This is a genomic window from Acidimicrobiales bacterium, from assembly GCA_035294085.1.
In the GTDB taxonomy this organism is placed as follows: Bacteria; Actinomycetota; Acidimicrobiia; order Acidimicrobiales; family Bog-793; genus DATGLP01.
Map to the genome: position 1 here is coordinate 44,774 of DATGLP010000014.1, position 17,422 is coordinate 62,195.

Sequence of the window (17,422 nt, forward strand, 5' to 3'; positions counted from 1 at the left end):
CACCTGGCTCGGGTGGACGACGATGTCGTCGTTGGCGGCCCCCGCCGGCACCATCGGGAAGACCTGCTCCATCGAGTCGGTGCGGAAGTCGATCACGACGGGGCGGTCGTCGATCTCGTTCGCCTTCTCGATGGCGGGGGTGACCTCCTCGGGCGTGCTCACCCGGAGGCCGATGCAGCCCATCGCCTCGGCCCAGCGCACGTAGTCGGGCAGGTCGGGCGAGAGGTAGACCTCCGAGTAGCGCTCCTCGTAGAACATGTGCTGCCACTGGCGGACCATCCCGAGGTAGGCGTTGTTGAGGATCGCCACCTTCACCGGGATGCGCTCGGCCGAGGCGGTGACGAGCTCCTGGGCGGTCATCTGGAAGCAGCCGTCGCCGTCGATCGCCCAGACCATGCGGTCCGGCCGGCCCACCTTCGCGCCGATCGCCGCGGGGACGGCGTAGCCCATCGTGCCGAGGCCGCCCGAGTTGATCCACGTCCTCGGGTGGTCGAAGCGCCAGAACTGCGAGGCCCACATCTGGTGCTGGCCGACGCCGGCGACGAGGATCGTGTCGTCGGGCGTCGCCTCGCGCAGGCGCTCGACGACGAGCTGCGGCTTGAGCGGTCCCTCGGCGTCGCGCTCGTAGACGAGGGGGAAGCGCCGGCGCCACTCGTCGAGCTGCGCCCACCACGGCGCGAGGCGCTCGGGGGAGAGCGATGCCGGGTCCGCCTGGCGGCGGGCCTCGAGGCGCGCCGTCAGCGCCTCGATCGCGACGCGGCAGTCCGCGGCGATCGCGACGTCCGGCCGTCGCACCTTGCCGAGCTCGGCGCGGTCCACGTCGACGTGGATCACCTTGGCTCCGGGGGCGAACGCCGCGACCTTGCCGGTGACCCGGTCGTCGAAGCGGGCGCCGAAGGCGACGAGCAGGTCGGCGCGCTGGAGCGCCGTCACCGCCGTGTAGCTGCCGTGCATCCCCGGCATCCCGAGACAGCGGCGGTCCGAGTCCGGGAAGGCGCCGCGCGCCATGAGCGTCGTCACGACCGGCATGCCGGTGCACTCGACGAAGCGGGCGAGCGCCTCGCTGGCGCCGGCCTTCACCACGCCGCCGCCCACGTAGCACACCGGGCGGCGCGAGGCGGCGACGAGCTCGGCCGCGGCCTCGAGGACCTGCGGGTCGGGTGCGCCCGGCAGCACGTAGCCGGGCAGGTCCACCTCGTCGTCCCAGTACCAGCGCATCGTGGCGTTCGCCACGTCCTTCGGGAGGTCGATGACGACCGGACCGGGCCGCCCGGTCGTCGCCACGTGGAAGGCCTCGGCGACCGTGCGCGGGATGTCGGCGGCGTCGGTGACGAGCCAGTTGTGCTTCGTCACCCCCGCGGTGATCCCCGTCGTGTCGACCTCCTGGAAGGCGTCCGTGCCGATGGCCGTCGTCGCCACCTGGCCGGTGACGACGACGAGGGGGACCGAGTCCATGTAGGCGTTGGCGAGGGGGGTCATGATGTTCGTCGCCCCGGGCCCGCTCGTCACCATCGCGACGCCCGGCCGGCCGGTCGCCTGGGCGTAGCCCTCCGCGGCGTGGCCCGCCCCCTGCTCGTGGCGAACGAGGATGTGTCGGATCGACGAGTCGATGATCGGGTCGTAGACGGGGAGGATGGCCCCGCCGGGCAGGCCGAAGACGACCTCGACCCCCTCGGTCTCGAGGCTCTTGATGAGCGCCTGGGCGCCGGTGAGCTCCATCTTCCCCTTCCCTCTCGCTGCCGGGGCACCCGCTGCGAGGCGGCGCGCCCGGGAAACAAAACGACCTCCCTTCCGGGAGGCCGCGAGCGCACGGACGGCGAGAGCCGACGTGCGCTAGGTGATGACTACGAGGCTGGTCGCCAGGGCCACGGCGCCGATCTTGCCAGACGGCGCCCGACCAGGCAAGGCGCGCGCCCTCACGCCTCGGTGATCGCCCCCCGATCCGCCCCCGTCGCGAGGCGGGCGAACTTCGCGAGCACGCCCGTCGTGTAGCGCGGGGCGGGCGCCTTCCAGCTGCTGCGGCGCTCCTCGAGCTCGCGCTCGGTGACGTCGAGGTGGATCGTGCCCGCGTCGGCGTCGATGACGATGCGGTCGCCGTCGCGCACGAGGGCGATCGGGCCGCCGACGGCCGCCTCGGGCGCGACGTGCCCGACGCACAGGCCCCGCGTCCCACCCGAGAAGCGGCCGTCGGTGACGAGCGCGCAGTCGGCGCCCCGGCCCGCCCCGGTGAGCGCGCCGGTGACCGCGAGCATCTCGCGCATGCCTGGGCCGCCCTTCGGTCCCTCGTAGCGGATGACGAGGACCGTGCCCGGCTCGATCGAACCGGCGAGGATCGCCTCCATCGCCGCGTCCTCGCCGTCGAAGACCCGTGCCCGGCCGTCGAAGGTCGTGAGGTCCGTGCCGGCGATCTTCACGACCGCGCCGTCCGGGGCGAGCGAGCCGCGCAGCACGACGATCCCGCCGCGGACGTGGATCGGTCGGGCGAGGGGGCGGACGACGTCGCCGTCGGGGTCCGGCGGGCGCAGGAGGGCGAGGTTCTCGGCGAGCGTCCTTCCCGTCACGGTGAGGCAGTCGCCGTCGAGGAGCCCTGCCTCGAGGAGCACCCGCATCACGACCGGGACGCCGCCGATGCGGTCGAGGTCCACCATGTGGTAGCGGCCGTGCGGCTTCATGTCGGCGAGGTGGGGGACGCGGCGCGAGATGCGGTCGAAGTCGTCGATGCGGAGCTCGACGCGCGCCTCGTTGGCGATGGCGAGCAGGTGCAAGACGGCGTTCGTCGAGCCGCCGAGCGCCATCGTGACCGCGATGGCGTTCTCGAAGGCGGCCTTCGTCATGATCTGGCGGGGCCGCAGGTCGCGCTCGAGCAGCTCGACCACGGCGCGTCCCGAGTCGAACGCGACGTCGTCGCGGCGCCGGTCGACGGCGGGCGGCGACGCGCCGGCCGGGAGCGACATCCCGAGCGCCTCGGCCACCGCGGCCATCGTGTTGGCCGTGAACATGCCGGCGCACGCGCCCTCCGTCGGACAGGCGTTGCGCTCGATCTCCGCCAGGCCCGCGTCGTCGAGCTCGCCCGCGGCGTGCTCGCCGAGCGCCTCGAAGACGCTCACGATGTCGATCGCCCGGCCGCGCAGGTGCCCGGGCAGGATCGAGCCGGCGTAGACGAAGACCATCGGCAGGTCGAGGCGCGCCGCCGCCATGAGCATGGCGGGGAGCGACTTGTCGCACCCGGCGAGACCGACGAAGCCGTCGAAGCGCTCGGCGTGCATCACCGTCTCGACCGAGTCGGCGATCACCTCCCGGCTGACGAGGGAGGCGCGCATCCCCTCGTGCCCCATCGAGATCCCGTCGGAGACGGTGATCGAGACGAACTCGAGCGGGAAGCCGCCGGCACGGCGCACGCCCGCCTTCGCCGCCTTGGCGAGCCGGGCGAGCGGCAGGTTGCACGGCGTCACCTCGTTCCACGTCGAGGCGATGCCGATCTGGGGCTTGTCGAAGTCCTCGTCGGTCATGCCGACCGCGCGCAGCATGGCGCGGGCCGCGGCGCGCCGTGGGAACTCGGTGACGTCCTGGCTCCGGATCTTGCGGCGTGCGCCGTGACCGGCCGCGGCGTCGGGCATGCGCCCGAGCCTAGGCCGTCGCAGGCGACCGGCGCCGGGCGAGCGCCGCGGCGACCGCCCGGCCGTTCGCCCTGCCCCTCGTCGCCCGCATCACCTGGCCGAGGAGGAACTGGGCCACCTTCTCGTCGCCGGCGACGTAGCGCGCCCAGGCGTCGGGGTTCGCCGCGAGGACCTCGTCGAGCGCCGCCTCGAGGTCGCCGGGTGCGAGCGCCTCGAAGCCGAGCCGCCGCGCGACCTCCTCGGGCTCGCCCCCGTTCGACAGCAGCTCGGCGAGGACCGCCTTGGACTGGGTGGCCGACAGCGCCCCGGAGGACTCCAGTCGGACGAGCGCGGCGAACGACGACGCCGCGAGTCGGCGGGCCTCGGCGGGGTGCTGCGCCGCCTCGTTGGCGGCCCGGGCGAGGGCGAGGCGAGGCTCCGCGCCGAGCTCGGCGGCGGCGACGACGAGGTCGTCGAGGCCGAGGGCGACGACCGTGGCGATCTGGTCGGCGAGCGCGTCGCCGTCCCCGCAGCGCGTCGCGAGCCGGCGGCGGCGGTCGGCGGGGAGGAGGCCGACCGAGGCGCGCGCCGCGGCGACGGCCTCCTCGGACGGCACGAGGGGCACGAGGTCGGGCTCGGGGAAGTAGCGGTAGTCGTAGGCCTCCTCCTTCGAGCGCATGGCGCGCGTCGTGCCGGTCGCGTCGTCGAAGTGGCGCGTCTCCTGGACGACCGGGGCGCCGGCGTCGAGCAGCGCCGCCTGGCGCGCCGCCTCGTGCTCGATCGCGCGAGCGAGGCTGCGCAGCGAGTTGAGGTTCTTCACCTCGCAGCGCGTCCCGAGCGCGACGGCGCCCGCCGGCCGCAGCGAGACGTTGGCGTCGACGCGCAGCGACCCCTCCTCCATGCGCCCGTCGGAGGTGCCCGTCGCGACGAGGATGGCGCGCAGCTCCTCCACGTAGCGGCGGGCCTCCTCGGCGCTCGACAGCTCGGGGGCCGAGACGATCTCGACGAGGGGGACGCCGGCGCGGTTGTAGTCGACGAGCGAGTACTCCGCCCCCTGGATCCGGCCCCCGCCGCCCACGTGGGTCGTCTTGCCGGTGTCCTCCTCGAGGTGCGCCCGGACGATCCCGACCCGCTTGCCGCTCGGCAGCTCGAGGTAGCCGTTCACGTTGATCGGCGCGTCGTACTGGCTGATCTGGTAGTCCTTCGGCATGTCCGGGTAGAAGTAGTTCTTCCGGTGGAAGAGCGAGGGCCGGATCTCGCAGTGGAGGGCCGCGCCGATGCGCATCGCGTACTCGACGGCGCGCGCGTTCAGCACCGGCAGCGAGCCCGGCAGGCCGAGGCAGACCGGGCACACGTTCGTGTTCGGCTCCCCGCCGAACGCGTTCGGGCACCCGCAGAACAGCTTCGTCGCGGTGGAGAGCTCGGCGTGGACCTCGAGGCCGACGACGACCTCGTAGCGGCCACGCAGCGCGCGGGCCGCCGCGGTCACCGGTCCGCCCCCACCGCTCGGCCTCGGGCGGGCGCTCGCCCCGCGGGATCGGCGGCGGCCTCGAGGACCCGGCCGACGCGCAGCATCGTCGCCTCGCCGAGGGCCGGGGCGAGGACCTGGACGCCGACGGGCAGCCCGCCCTCCCCGCGGGCGAACGGCACGCTCAGGGCCGGGTGCCCGGCGAGGTTCGTGGGGATCGTGTACAGGTCCGACAGGTACATCTCGAGCGGGTCGTCGACCTTCGCCCCGAGCGGGAAGGCGACCGACGGGGTCGTCGGCGCCAGGAGGACGTCCACCCGCTCGTAGGCGCGGGCGAAGGCCCGGACGACGAGCGTGCGGACGCGCTGCGCCATCACGTAGTAGGCGTCGTAGTAGCCCGCGGAGAGGACGTAGGTGCCGAGCATGATCCGCCGCTTGACCTCGGGACCGAAGCCCGCGGCGCGCGTCCGGGCGTTCATCGACTCGACGTCGTCGGCGTCGACGCGCAGGCCGTAGCGCACGCCGTCGTAGCGCGCGAGGTTCGAGGACGCCTCGGCCGGGGCGATGAGGTAGTAGGCGGACAGCCCGTGCAGGAGCTCGGGCAGCTCGAGCGGCTCGACCCGGGCGCCGGCCGCTGCGAGCGCCTCGGCCGCCTCGGCGACCGCCGCCGCGCAGCTCGGGCTCGCGTCCCGGAGGAAGTCGTCGATCACCCCGACGCGCAGGCCCTCGACGCCGTCGTCGAGGAAGCGGCGCAGCGCCGGCGCCTCGCCGGGCAGCGACGTCGAGTCCGCCGGGTCGTGGCCAGCGATCGCCTCGAGGACCGCCGCCGCGTCGGCGACCGTCGCGGCGAGCGGGCCCACCTGGTCGAGGGAGCTCGCGAAGGCGACGAGCCCGTAGCGGGAGACGAGGCCGTAGGTCGGCTTCAGGCCGACGACGCCGCAGAGCGCGGCCGGCTGGCGGATCGAGCCCCCCGTGTCCGAGCCGAGGGCGACCGGCACGAACCCGGCCGCGACCGCGGCCGCGCTCCCCCCCGAGGAGCCGCCGGGGACCCGGCTCGCGTCGAGCGGGTTGCGCGTCGGGCCGAAGGCGGAGTTCTCCGTCGAGGAGCCCATGGCGAACTCGTCGAGGTTCGTCTTGCCGACCGGCACCGCCCCCGCCGCGACGAGCCGGCGCACGACCGTCGCGTCGTACGGCGGGCGCCAGCCCTCCAAGATGCGCGACGCGCAGGTCGTCGGGACGCCCTTCGTGCACAGGTTGTCCTTCAAGGCGACCGGGACCCCGGCGAGCGCGCCGGGGTCCTCGCCGGCAGCGACGCGCCGGTCCACCTCGTCGGCGGCGGCGAGCGCCTGCGCGGCCGTCACCTCGAGGAAGGCGTGGAGCGCGCCGTCGCCCGCCTCGATCGCCGCGAGCGCCTCCTCGGCGACCGACCGCGCGCTGCGCTCGCCGGCGCGCACCGCGGCCGCGATCTCGAGCGCCGTCACGGCTCCTCCGCGAGGATGCGCCCGACCCGGAAGCACCCGGCCTCGACCGCCGGCGCGCCCGCGAGCGCCTCGTCGCGCGCGAGCCCCGGGCGCACCTCGTCCGGACGCACGACGTTGGCGAGCTCGAAGGCGTGCGCGGCGGGCGGCACCCCGGCCAGGTCGAGGCGACGGAGCGCCTCGACGTGGCCGAGCACGGCCGACAGCTGGGCGGCGAAGCGACGGCGCTCCTCCTCGGTGAGCTCGAGGCGGGCGAGGCGCGCGACGTAGGCGACGGCGTCCTCGCCGAGCGGCCCGGGGCCGGAAGGCTCGGACGTCACGTCGCCGCGAGCTTCTGGACGAAGCCGACCGAACGCGCCTCGACCTCCGCCGCGTCGTGGTCGACGGTGGCGAGGTGGTAGCTGCGCTCGAGGACGACGCGCTCGACGGGGCCACCGAGGCGCTCGACGAGGTAGTCGCCTGACTCGGTCGGCACGACGTGGTCGACCCGGCTCGACAGGAGCAGGACCGGACAGGAGATCTCCCCGTAGCGCCGCTCGAGCGCGGCGGTGGCGCGAAACAGCGAGAGCAGGGCCGAGACCGGCGTCGCGTCGTAGCCGACCGGGACCGGGCCGGGGCGCGCGACGTCGCCGCCGATCGAGGGGATGCGGCGCGCCCCGCCCGCGAGCCCCGCCTCGAGCGTCGCGACGAGCTCGGGCACGGGCGCCTTGGCGAAGGGGTTGACGAGGACGAGGCCGGCGAGGTCCGCGTGCGCGAGGGCGAGCGCGAGGGCGAGGGTCCCCCCCATCGACAGCCCGGCCACGGCGACGAGGTCGCAGCGAGCCGCGAGGCCGGCGTAGGCGGCGTCGGCGGCGGCCAGCCAGTCGTCGAAGGTCGTCTCCTCGAGGTCCTCGGGGCTCGTCCCGTGCCCGGGCAGCAGGGGCGCCTCGACGCTGAAGCCGGCGTCGGCGAAGCACTCCGCGAGGGAGCGCACCGAGGCCGGCGTACCGGTCAGGCCGTGCAGGACGAGGACCCCGCACGGGCCGTTCGAGGCCGCGAAGGGCTCGGCACCCGGGAGCAGGTCGGCCGGCACGGTCCGTATGCTACCGAGGCCGGCGGGTGGGTCCCCCGGCGGTCCTGGAGGCACGGCATGGCGAAGCACCCCTTCCTCAGCCCGGGCTGGATCGCCGCGGCACGCGAGGTGCACGAGGAGTACCTGCGGCGCGCCAGCCCGCCCACCGACGCCGTGCGGATGAACCTCGTCGTCGTGGAGGTGCCCTTCGAGGAGGACCAGCTCCACGCCCACCTCGACACCTCGGGGGGGATCGTCGAGATCGACCTCGGGCACCTCGAGGACGCCGACGTGCAGGTGAGCCTCGACTACGCGACGGCGAAGGCCATCCTCGTCGACGGCGACGCGCAGATCGCGCTGCAGGCGTTCCTCGCCGGCAAGATCCGCGTCGAGGGCGACCTCACGAAGCTCCTCGCCTTCCAGGCGGCCCCGCCCTCGCCGACCCAGGCCGCCGTCGCCGCAGCGCTCCAGGCGATCACGACCTGAGGCGCCGGCAGCGGCGCTACCCGACGATGGCGGGCAGCTCCCGCGCCAGCTCGTCGATCTCCCAGCGCCCCTCCTTCTCGATCGACGCGCCGAGGTGCCACGGCTCGTAGAGGTGGATCCTGCCGCCCTCGACGTAGAAGACGCGACCCGTCACCGTGCACGCCGACGAGGCGAGGTAGGCGACGAGCGGGGAGACGTTCGCCGGGTCGAACGGGTCGAAGGCCCCGGGGACCGGCGCGGAGAGGAGCTCGGCGAGGCCCGGCACCGTCGCGGTCATGCGCGTGCGCACGAGCGGGGCGATGGCGTTCACCCGGACGCCGTAGCGGGCGAGCTCCTGCGCCGCGATGATCGTCAGCGCGGCGATCCCCGCCTTCGCGGCGCCGTAGTTGGCCTGGCCCGGGTTCCCCTTGAGGCCCGAGGTCGACGACGAGTTGACGATCGCGGCCTCGACCCGCCGACCGGCCTTGGCCTCGGCGCGCCAGTGGGCGGCGGCGAAGCGGGTGAGCGCGAAGTGCCCCTTCAGGTGGACCGCGATGACGGCGTCCCACTCCTGCTCGCTCATGTTGACGAGCATCCGGTCGCGCAGGATCCCGGCGTTGTTGACGACGACGTCGAGGCGCCCGAAGGCCTCGAGCGCGAGGTTGACGAGCCGCTCGCCCGTCTCGAAGCGGGAGACGTCCGCGCTGTCCGCCACGGCCTCGCCGCCGAGGGCGCGCACCTCGTCGGCGACCGCCGCCGCCGCGGCGGCGTCCCGGCCGGTCCCGTCGGGCGAGGTGCCGGCGTCGTTCAGGACGAGGCGCGCTCCCTCCCGGGCGAAGAGCAGGGCGTGGGCACGCCCGAGGCCGCGCCCTGCGCCGGTGATGATCGCCACCCGCCCCTCGAGGGCACCCACGCTCGCCTCCCTCCCTCGACGGGCGCGCCCGCCGCCGGCCACGACGTTCGCGAACGCCGCCTCGGGCGGTCAAGGCCCGCCGCTCCCGGGACGGCCCCTGGGCGCGTCGGCGCAGCACCGGGAGGCCCCGCCCGCCGCCGCCTACCGCCGGGACCTCGACGGACGCGCCGGGCACGTGCCGGCTCGCGCCGGGCCCGCGACGAGGCGGGGGCCGACCTCGGCCGTCGCGGCCGTCGGGCGGCGGCGAGCCTCGCCGGGTGCCGTCGCGCTCGGCCGCGAGGGCCGCAGCGCGTCCACGCTGGCGCTCCGGCGGACGCCCGCGGCCATCGGGGCGCAGCGGCTCGTCGCTCGGAGTCCTCCGACGGCCCCGTCTGGCGTCGCGGCGACCTCCTCGGGGTCCGGACCGCCGTCGCGTCGCCGGGCGCCCGCCCCGCCCCCGGCGGCCCCTCGCCAGACAGGTCAGGCCGCGTAGAGGGTGACGGACGAGCCCGGCGCCACGAGCGCGCCCGGGGCCGGGTCGGTGGTGGTCGCCTTCGTGGCGAAGGGCGGTCCCACCTGCTCGGTGACGTCGAGGCCTGCGGCGCGCAGGGCCGCGACGGCGGCGGCGATCGTGTCGCCGGCGACGTCGGGGACCCGCACGAGCCGGGGGCCGCGCGACACGACCACGACGACCTCGCTGCCCACCGGGACGCCTGCGGTCCCCGGCGCCGGTGTCGTCGCGACGACGTCGCCGCGCGCCACGCTCGAGGAGTAGGCGAGGCGCTCGATCGGCTCGAGCCGCTCGCGCCGCAGCGTCGCGCTCACGACCTGCCAGGAGGACCCCGCCAACCCGACCGGGACGGTGCGCGGGTGCGGACCGAGGGACACGACGAGCACGACGCTGCTGCCGTAGGGGGCGCGGCCACCCGCGGGGCGCGTCGCCACGACGGTGCCCGCCGGGATCGTCTCGGAGTAGCGGTGCACGATCGAGGCGCGCAGGTGCGCTCCCTCGAGGCGCGCCGTCGCGCGCGAGGCGGGCTCGCCTGCCAGCGCGGGGACCTCGACGGGCGCGTGCCCGAGGGAGACCACGATCGCGACCGTGGCGCCGCGCCGCACGTGGCGGCCGGCAGCGGGCGACTGCACGAGCACGTCCCCGGCCGGCACCCGCGCCGAGTAGCGCCGTCCCGAGACGTCCAGGTGCAGCCCGGCGGCGAGGGCGAGGCGGCGGGCGCTGGCGAGCGAGGCGCCGAGGAGCGGCGGGACGCGCTCGCCGTAGAGGACGAAGCGGTAGTAGGCGCCGGCGCCGGCGCCGGCGGCGAGGAGGACGAGGACGAGCGCCACCGCGAGCGGCAGCCGACGCCGGCGGGCGGGAGCGGCCTCGAAGACCTCCTCCACCTCGGCCTGCCCGTCGAACAGGACCGGCGCGCCGGCGGGCGAGCCGGCGGCGGACGCGATCGGCTCGGGCCTCGTCGGGGCGCGCGGCCGTCGCGGCGCGAGCGGCAGCGGCGCGGGAGGCGGCAGGCTCGCGCGCAGGATCTCGAGGTGCGCGGCGAGCTCCTCGGCGTCGAGGCGGCCGAGGGGGTCGGCGATCGCCGCCTGGGCGAGGATCGGCGCGAGCGGGCCGAGCTCGGCGGCTGGCGGCAGCGCGGCTCCGACCCGGGCCATCAGCGTCGCGACGGTCGTGTCGCCCGAGAAGGGCACCCGGCCGGTCACCGCCTCGTACAGGGTGAGCGCGAGGGAGTAGACGTCCGAGCGGCCGTCCAGGGGGCGCCCCTCGGCCTGCTCGGGCGAGGCGTAGCGGGCGGTGCCGAGCACGGCGCCGAAGGGCTCGGTCGAGGCGGCCTCCGACAGCGCTCGCGCCAGGCCGAAGTCCGCGATGCGCACCCGCCCCTCCTCGTCGAACAGGAGGTTCGCCGGCTTCACGTCGCGATGCACGAGGCCGCGGCGGTGCGCGTAGGCGAGGCCGGCGGCGGCCTGGCGCCCGATCGCGGCCGCCTGCGCGGGGCTGAGGCGGGCGCCGGCGTCGAGGAGGTCGCGCAGGCTGCCGCCGCCGAGGTACTCGAGGACGAGGAACGGCCCGTCGGGCTCCTCCCCCCAGTCGTAGACGCCGAGCACGCTCGGGTGGCTGAGCGCGGCCGCGGCCTGCGCCTCGGCCCGGAAGCGGCGGAGGAAGGCCCCGTCGGCCGCCAGCCACGGGTGCAGCACCTTCACCGCGACGCGCCGGGACAGGCGCGCGTCGAAGGCGAGGTAGACGTGGCCGGACGAGCCGGTGCCGATGCCGGCGTCGAGCCGGTAGCGGCCGGCGAGCACGCGGCCCAGCTGGTCGGTCATGGTCGCCATACAGCCGGGCGCGATCCTAGTGTTGCACGAGCGCGCATCGTTGCTCACGATGCGGCCGTTACTGGCGTGGCAGCTCGCCCGTCTCGAGCAGCGCCTCGAAGCCCGCCTCGTCGACGAGCGGCACGCCCGCCGCCTCGGCCTTGGCGAGCTTCGCGGCGCCCGGCTCGCGCCCGACGACGAGGGCGTAGGTCTTCGCCGAGACCGACGAGGCCGCCCTGCCGCCGCGCGCGGCGATCGCCGCCTCTGCCTCCTCGCGGGTGTAGCGCTCGAGGGTGCCGGTGACCACGACGGAGCGGCCCTCGAGCGTCCTCGCGAGCGGCGCCGGGCCGCTCGCCGCGCGCGAGGTGAGGTCCACCCCGGCGGCGCGCAGCTTGTCGAGCAGGCGCTTCGTGCGATCCGCGGCGAAGAAGGCGACGATGCTCTCGGCGATCTTCGGGCCGACGCCCTCGAGCGCGGCGAGCTCCTCCACGCTCGCGACCGCGAGCGCGTCGAGGTCGGGGAAGGTCGCGCCGAGGAGGGCGGCGACCGACGGACCGACGTGCTCGATCGACAGCCCGACGAGGAGCCGCACGAGGCCCCGGCCGCGGGCCGCGTCGATGGCCGTGACGAGGTTGGCGGCGGAGAGCTCGCCGAAGCCCTCGAGCGGGGCCAGGTCGGCGACCCGGAGCGAGAAGAGGTCGGCGACGTCGGCGACGAGGCCGACGGTGACGAGCTGCTCGACGCGCCGCTCGCCGAGGCCCTCGATGTCCATGGCGGCGCGCGACGCGAAGTGCACGATCCGCTGCACCCGCTGGGCCGGGCAGTCCGGGTTGAGGCAGTAGTGCGCGGCCTCGGCCGGCAGGCGGACGAGCGGGCCGCCGCAGCTCGGGCAGCGCTGCGGGAAGGCCCAGGGGACCGAGCCGGGCGGCCGGCGGGCGAGGACGGGGGCGACGACCTCGGGGATGACGTCCCCCGCCTTGCGCACGATGACCGTGTCGCCGGGGCGCACGTCCTTGAGCCGCACCTGGTCCTCGTTGTGGAGGGTGGCGAGGCTGACCGTGGAGCCGCCGACGACCACCGGCTCGAGGCGGGCGAAGGGCGTCGCGCGCCCGGTGCGCCCGATCGAGACGAGGATGTCGAGGAGGGTCGTCGTGCGCTCCTCGGGCGGGAACTTGTAGGCGACGGCCCAGCGCGGCGCGTGCGCCGTCGAGCCGAGCGCTGCCTGGAGCGCGAGGTCGTCCACCTTGACGACGGCGCCGTCGATCTCGTAGGCGAGGTCGTGGCGGTGCGCCTCGAGGTCGGCGCAGTAGCGGTAGACGGCGTCGAGGTCCGCCACGCGCGCGATCCGCTCGTTCACGGGCAGGCCGGCCCGCTCGAGCAGCCTCAGGCTCGCCGAGTGCGTCGCGGGAGGGCGCGCGCTGCCTCCTCGGTCCCACTCGATGGCGGCGACCTGGTAGGCGAAGAAGGCGAGGGGACGGGAGGCGGTGATGCGGGGGTCCTTCTGGCGCAGCGAGCCCGCCGCGCAGTTGCGCGGGTTGGCGAAGAGGCGCTCGCCCGCCTCCGCCTGGCGCCGGTTCAGCTCCTCGAAGGCCGCGACCGGCAGGTAGACCTCGCCCCGCACCTCGAGGAGCGCCGGCGGGTGCGCGAGGGCGAGCTCGTGAGGCACCGAGGCGATCGTCGCCACGTTCGCCGTGACGTCCTCGCCGGTCGTCCCGTCGCCGCGCGTCGCGGCCTGGACGAAGCGGCCGTGCTCGTAGCGCAGCGACAGCGCGAGGCCGTCGATCTTCGGCTCGCACACGTAGGCCACCTTCGCCGGGTCCTGCCCGAGGCCACCCACGAGGCGCTCGACGCGCTGGCCCCAGGCGCGCAGCTCCTCGAGCGAGAAGACGTTGTCGAGGCTCATCATCGGCCGCTCGTGGCGCACCGGCGCGAAGAGCTCGAGGCGGGGGGCGCCGAGCGGTGCGGGCGGCGCGGCAGCGAGCTCCGGGTGGGCGGCCTCGAGGGCGCGCAGCTCGAGCACGAGGGCGTCGTACTCGGCGTCCGCGATCTCCGGCGCGTCCTCGACGTAGTAGCGCTCGGCGTGGTAGGCGATGAGGGAGCGCAGCTCGGCCGCGCGCGCGGCGGGGTCCGCCGCCGACGAGGCGCGGCTCGCGGCGAGCTGCGCGACGAGCGGCTCGCCGCCGGGCGAGGGCGGCGGCCCGGCCGCAGGGCGCGCCGGCGTCACGTCGCGATCCCCGAGCCCACGACCCGGTCCCCGACGTAGCAGGCGACGAGCTGGCCGGGCGCCACCCGGCGCGCCGGCACGTCGAGCTCGACCCCCCCGGCGCGCAGCCTCGCGGGAAGCGGCTCGCCGTGCGCGCTCGTCTGGACGAGCACGGCGGACCCCTCGGCGAGCGGTGCGCCGGTCCAGGTGCGCTCGCGCAGGGCGATCTCCCTCGTGAGCAGGCGCTCGAGGCCGCCGAGGCGCGCCTCGCGGCGCGCGGGGTCGAGCGCCACGACGTAGCGGCGGGCGGGCCCGCCGGCGCCGAGGTGGCGCCGCTGGCCGACGGTCACGAGCTCGAGCGCCGCGACCTCGCCGAGCGGCTCGCCCGTCTCGTCGTCGACGAGGCGCCCGGGGCCGAGGCGGGCGCGCGACGCGAGGAAGGCGCGCCGAGCCCGCGTCCCGGGCGCGACGAAGCAGACGTCCTGGCTGTCGGGCTTCGCGGCGGTGTGCAGGCCGAGCCTCGCGGCGGCGGCGCGCACCTCCGCCTTCGTCAGCGCGCCGATCGGCAGCACGAGCCGCTCGAGCTGGGCCTGCGTGAGCATCGCGAGCACGTAGGACTGGTCCTTGGCGGCGTCCACCCCCCGCCGCAGGACGCGGCCACCGTCGCCGGGCTCGACACGCGCGTGGTGGCCGGTCGCGAGCGCGTCGAAGCCGAGGCGCTCGGCGCGCCGGAGGAGGAGGCCGAACTTCAGGTGGCGGTTGCACGCCGCGCACGGGTTCGGGGTCTCGAGGCGCTCGTGCGCCGCCACGTAGGGATCGACGACGGCCGCCTCGAACTCGGCGACGTAGTTGAAGACGTGGTGGTCGATGCCGAGGCGGTCGGCGACCCGGCGCGCGTCCGCCACGTCGGCGAGCGAGCAGCACCCGGAGTCGGACTCCCCGCCCCACAGCTTCAAGGTGGCGCCGACGACCTCGTGGCCGTCCTCGAGCAGGCGGGCGGCGGCCACCGAGGAGTCGACCCCTCCCGACATGGCGACGAGCACGCGCACCGGATCAGTCTCCCAGGCCCCCGGCGCGCAGCTGCGCGACGGCACGGGGAATGGCCTCGAGGGCGTGGTCGATCTCCTCGGGCCGACTGGCGGCGCCGAGGCTGAGGCGCAGTGCGCCGCGTGCCTGGCTCGGCGCGAGGCCGATGGCCGCGAGCACGTGGCTCTCCTCGTGCGCCCCGCTCGCGCACGACGAGCCGATCGAGGCGGCGACGCCCCGGGCGTCGAGGGCGAGGAGGAGCTCCTCGCCCTCGACCCCCTCGACGAGGAGCGGGCAGGCGCCCGGTACCCGCAGGCTCCTCGGGACGCTCGGACGCAGGCCGGCGACGGCGGCCACGAGGCCGTCCTCGAGGCGGTCACGCAGCGCACGGACGCGCGCCGCCGTCTCGGCTCGACTGGCGGCGGTCGCCTCCGCCGCGGCGGCCATGGCGACGGCGCCGGCGACGTTCTGCGTCCCGGCGCGCAGGGCCGATTCCTGGCCGCCGCCGAGGAGCAGCGGGCGCAGGGCCGCTCGCGCGCGTCGCGACGCGATGAGGGCCCCGATCCCCTTCGGCCCGCCGAACTTGTGCGCCGACAGGCTCACGAGGTCGCACCCTCCCAGCACGGCGGGCAGGTCGAGCCAGGCGAACGCCTGGACGGCGTCGGTGTGCACGAGGGCCTCCGGAGCGAGCTCGCGCACGAGCGCGACGACCTCGGCGACCGGCTGGATGGTGCCGAGCTCGTTGTTCACCGCCATCACCGACACGAGGCGCACCCCCGGGTGCAAGGACTCGGCGAGCGCGTCGAGGTCGACGACGCCGTCGGGACGGGCCGGCACGGTGCGCGCGTCGCGCCGGCTCGCGGGGCGCAGCACGGCTCGGTGCTCGATCGCGCTCACGACGAGCGCCGCGCCGCTCGCCTCGACGCCGGCGACGGCGAGGTTGTCCGCCTCGCTGCCCCCGGAGGTGAAGACGACGTCCTCCGGCTCGCGCCCGACCAGGCGCGCGACGCGCTGGCGCGCCTCGTCGAGGGACCGGCGCGCCGCGCGCGCGAGGCGGTGCGCCCCGGAGGGGTTGGCGAAGGTCTCGCGCTCGGCGCGCACGAGCGCCTCGAGGGCGGCCGGGGCGATCGGCGTCGTCGCCGCGTGGTCGAGGTAGGCGGTCCGTGCGGCGGCCGGGCCGCGCACCCCCTCAGCCGGCGTAGCAGGCCGCTGCACTCTGGACGAGGTCGGGCAGCGCCGGCGCGCGCGGACCCGTCGTCAGGCGCGCGAGCCGGGGGGCGGGATCGACGCCGCGGGCGAAGCCGCTGAGCGACCGGGCGCGAAGCGAGAGCTCGAAGAAGCGCGTCGTGGCCCGTGCGACGACGGCGAAGGCGGCGCGATCGGCGCCGTCGTACGGACCGAGGTGCGGGGCGCGCTCGAGCGCGAGGAACCACTTGTCGGCGATCGGCACGGCGTCGTAGAGCGCGACGGAGTCCTGCGGCGGGTTGCAGGCGTCGGTGGCGCTCTGCACGACGAGGAGGGCGGGCGCGTCCGGCGGCGCCCCGTAGGCGCTCGGGCCGATCTCGATCTCGGCGCCCGACAGCACCGCGACCGACCGGAAGCGCAGGCCCGGCGCCAGAAAGCGCCGGTCGAAGGCGAGGGCGCCGACCGTCTCCCCGCCGTCGGACTGGCCGGCGAGGCCGACGTCGTCCGGCTCGACGAGGCCCCGCAGGACCCGGCAGGCGGGGTTGGCACCTCGCGCCGCGGCGGCGACCTGGCGCGTGACGAAGGCGACGTCGGCGGGCTGGTTCGCCACGTCCTCCTCCGCGCCGTCCCCCTCGGCGAGCACCGCTGCCCGGTTCGTGTCGGGGAAGATCGGGGCCACGACGACGAAGCCGTGGACCGTCCACGTGTCCAGCAGGGGCGCGTAGGTGTCGGGCGTGACCGCGAAGCCGTGGGCGAAGACGATGACCGGGTAGGGACCGTGGCGGTAGGCGGGGTGCGCGGCGCGCGTCTCGACGCCGGGGGCGCCGTTCGTCGTCGGGTAGCGGACCTCGGTCTCGAGGACCCTCCCCGGGCTCACCTGCCCAGTCGCGTAGTCGGTCGTCGGGCGCGTCGGGTCGACGAAGCGGCAGCGAGCCAGTCCGACGTGGAAGACGACGCGTCCCGGGGTGGTCGGGACGAGCCGGCGGGCGCCGACCGGGGCGGGCACGTCGGCCCGGCTGGCGTGCACGGCGACGAGGGCGCCGAGCACGACGAGGGCGCCGGCAGCGCCGGCGACGAAACGGCGCAGGCCGTAGCGGGGCGGTCGGGACGCGCCCGGCGGGCGGCGGCGCGGCGCGCTGGCGCGCGCCGGTGGGCGGCGCGCTGGGCGCCGTGGCGGCGGCACGGTCCGCCAGGCTACCGAGGACGCGCCGCCGAGGGCACGAGCCTCACGCCGGCTGGGCGACCATGACGACGAGCGCGGCGAGGAAGCACAGCGTCGTCCCGGCGGCGCCGAGGACGACGCGGCGCGCCGGCGCGCCGAGCGGCCCCGGCGGGCCGGCGCGGCGAGCGGCGAGGCCCGCCTGCAGCTCGCGCTCTGCCGGCCAGACGACCGCCGACGCGATCGCCACGGCGGCGAGCCACAGGCCGAGGCCGATCCACGGGAAGGCGCGGCGGGCGTCGGCCGGGTCGAGACCCAAGAGCGCGCCCCCGAAGACGGGCACGAGGAGGACGGCCCGGCTGGCGAGGTTGCGCCCCGGCGAGAAGTACCGGCGCGCGGCGTCGAGGGCGGCGAGGTCGCGGGCGCGCGCGACGGCGAGCGCGAAGGCGCCGCTCGCGCCGAGCGCGCCGAAGCCGACGAGCCCGGCGAGGACGTGGCACGCGAGGAGGGTCGCGAAGCCCGGTCCGGTCACGGCGTGCCGCGTGGTCGCCGCCGCACACGGCTAGCGTTGTAGCTAGTG

13 protein-coding genes and 1 pseudogene are annotated in these 17,422 nt (G+C 76.3%); 1 reads left to right on the forward strand and 13 read right to left on the reverse strand.

Features of this window, described 5'->3' with window-relative positions:
- Positions 1-15: 15 nt before the first annotated feature.
- From VKV23_05130 to VKV23_05155, 6 genes and pseudogenes are all read right to left on the reverse strand, one after another.
- A pseudogene (locus tag VKV23_05130) lies at positions 16-1,725 on the reverse strand (acetolactate synthase large subunit).
- A 191-nt stretch (positions 1,726-1,916) separates the two neighbouring features.
- Positions 1,917-3,617: a dihydroxy-acid dehydratase gene (gene ilvD, locus VKV23_05135; GenBank protein HLI15422.1), complete on the reverse strand. Its 1,701-nt coding sequence runs from the start codon at positions 3,615-3,617 to the stop codon at positions 1,917-1,919.
- A 10-nt stretch (positions 3,618-3,627) separates the two neighbouring features.
- Positions 3,628-5,085, reverse strand: a complete 1,458-nt coding sequence (gene gatB / locus VKV23_05140; protein ID HLI15423.1) for an Asp-tRNA(Asn)/Glu-tRNA(Gln) amidotransferase subunit GatB — start codon at positions 5,083-5,085, stop codon at positions 3,628-3,630.
- Positions 5,082-6,545, reverse strand: a complete 1,464-nt coding sequence (gene gatA / locus VKV23_05145) for an Asp-tRNA(Asn)/Glu-tRNA(Gln) amidotransferase subunit GatA (protein ID HLI15424.1) — start codon at positions 6,543-6,545, stop codon at positions 5,082-5,084. Before gatA ends, gatB begins: the two co-directional genes overlap by 4 nt.
- The gene (gene gatC, locus VKV23_05150) at positions 6,542-6,862 is read right to left on the reverse strand and encodes an Asp-tRNA(Asn)/Glu-tRNA(Gln) amidotransferase subunit GatC (protein ID HLI15425.1); all 321 of its coding nucleotides are present in this window, start codon (positions 6,860-6,862) and stop codon (positions 6,542-6,544) included. The genes gatA and gatC overlap by 4 nt, the downstream gene beginning before the upstream one ends.
- Positions 6,859-7,614: an alpha/beta fold hydrolase gene (locus tag VKV23_05155; protein ID HLI15426.1), complete on the reverse strand. Its 756-nt coding sequence runs from the start codon at positions 7,612-7,614 to the stop codon at positions 6,859-6,861. Before VKV23_05155 ends, gatC begins: the two co-directional genes overlap by 4 nt.
- Positions 7,615-7,671: 57 nt before the next feature.
- On the opposite strand from VKV23_05155, the gene VKV23_05160 reads away from it, so the two are divergent.
- On the forward strand, positions 7,672-8,079 hold the full coding sequence (locus tag VKV23_05160) for an SCP2 sterol-binding domain-containing protein (GenBank protein HLI15427.1): 408 nt from the start codon (positions 7,672-7,674) through the stop codon (positions 8,077-8,079).
- A 16-nt stretch (positions 8,080-8,095) separates the two neighbouring features.
- Here VKV23_05160 and VKV23_05165 read toward each other — a convergent pair whose 3' ends face one another.
- From VKV23_05165 to VKV23_05195, 7 genes are all read right to left on the reverse strand, one after another.
- Entirely contained in the window at positions 8,096-8,971 is an 876-nt protein-coding gene (locus VKV23_05165) for an SDR family oxidoreductase (protein HLI15428.1), read from the reverse strand.
- A gap of 459 nt (positions 8,972-9,430) precedes the next feature.
- On the reverse strand, positions 9,431-11,290 hold the full coding sequence (locus VKV23_05170; protein ID HLI15429.1) for a PASTA domain-containing protein: 1,860 nt from the start codon (positions 11,288-11,290) through the stop codon (positions 9,431-9,433).
- 58 nt (positions 11,291-11,348) lie between these two features.
- Positions 11,349-13,493, reverse strand: a complete 2,145-nt coding sequence (gene ligA / locus VKV23_05175; GenBank protein ID HLI15430.1) for an NAD-dependent DNA ligase LigA — start codon at positions 13,491-13,493, stop codon at positions 11,349-11,351.
- Positions 13,490-14,521, reverse strand: coding sequence for a tRNA 2-thiouridine(34) synthase MnmA (gene mnmA, locus VKV23_05180; protein HLI15431.1), 1,032 nt, complete (start codon positions 14,519-14,521; stop codon positions 13,490-13,492). The genes ligA and mnmA overlap by 4 nt, the downstream gene beginning before the upstream one ends.
- 4 nt (positions 14,522-14,525) lie before the next feature.
- On the reverse strand, positions 14,526-15,683 hold the full coding sequence (locus tag VKV23_05185; GenBank protein ID HLI15432.1) for an aminotransferase class V-fold PLP-dependent enzyme: 1,158 nt from the start codon (positions 15,681-15,683) through the stop codon (positions 14,526-14,528).
- Between the two features lie 4 nt (positions 15,684-15,687).
- The gene (locus tag VKV23_05190; GenBank protein ID HLI15433.1) at positions 15,688-16,866 is read right to left on the reverse strand and encodes a hypothetical protein; all 1,179 of its coding nucleotides are present in this window, start codon (positions 16,864-16,866) and stop codon (positions 15,688-15,690) included.
- Positions 16,867-16,909: 43 nt separating this feature from the next.
- A complete protein-coding gene (locus tag VKV23_05195) occupies positions 16,910-17,374 on the reverse strand; it encodes a DUF2269 family protein (protein HLI15434.1) in 465 nt (154 codons plus the stop codon).
- Between the last annotated feature and the right edge of the window lie 48 nt (positions 17,375-17,422).

Coding starts and splice junctions, on each gene's coding strand:
- VKV23_05160 (HLI15427.1), top strand. CDS start 7,672: ATGGCGAAGCACCCCTTCCTCAGCCCGGGCTGGATCGCCGCGGCACGC.
- ilvD (HLI15422.1), bottom strand. CDS start 3,617: ATGCCCGACGCCGCGGCCGGTCACGGCGCACGCCGCAAGATCCGGAGC.
- VKV23_05170 (HLI15429.1), bottom strand. CDS start 11,290: ATGGCGACCATGACCGACCAGCTGGGCCGCGTGCTCGCCGGCCGCTAC.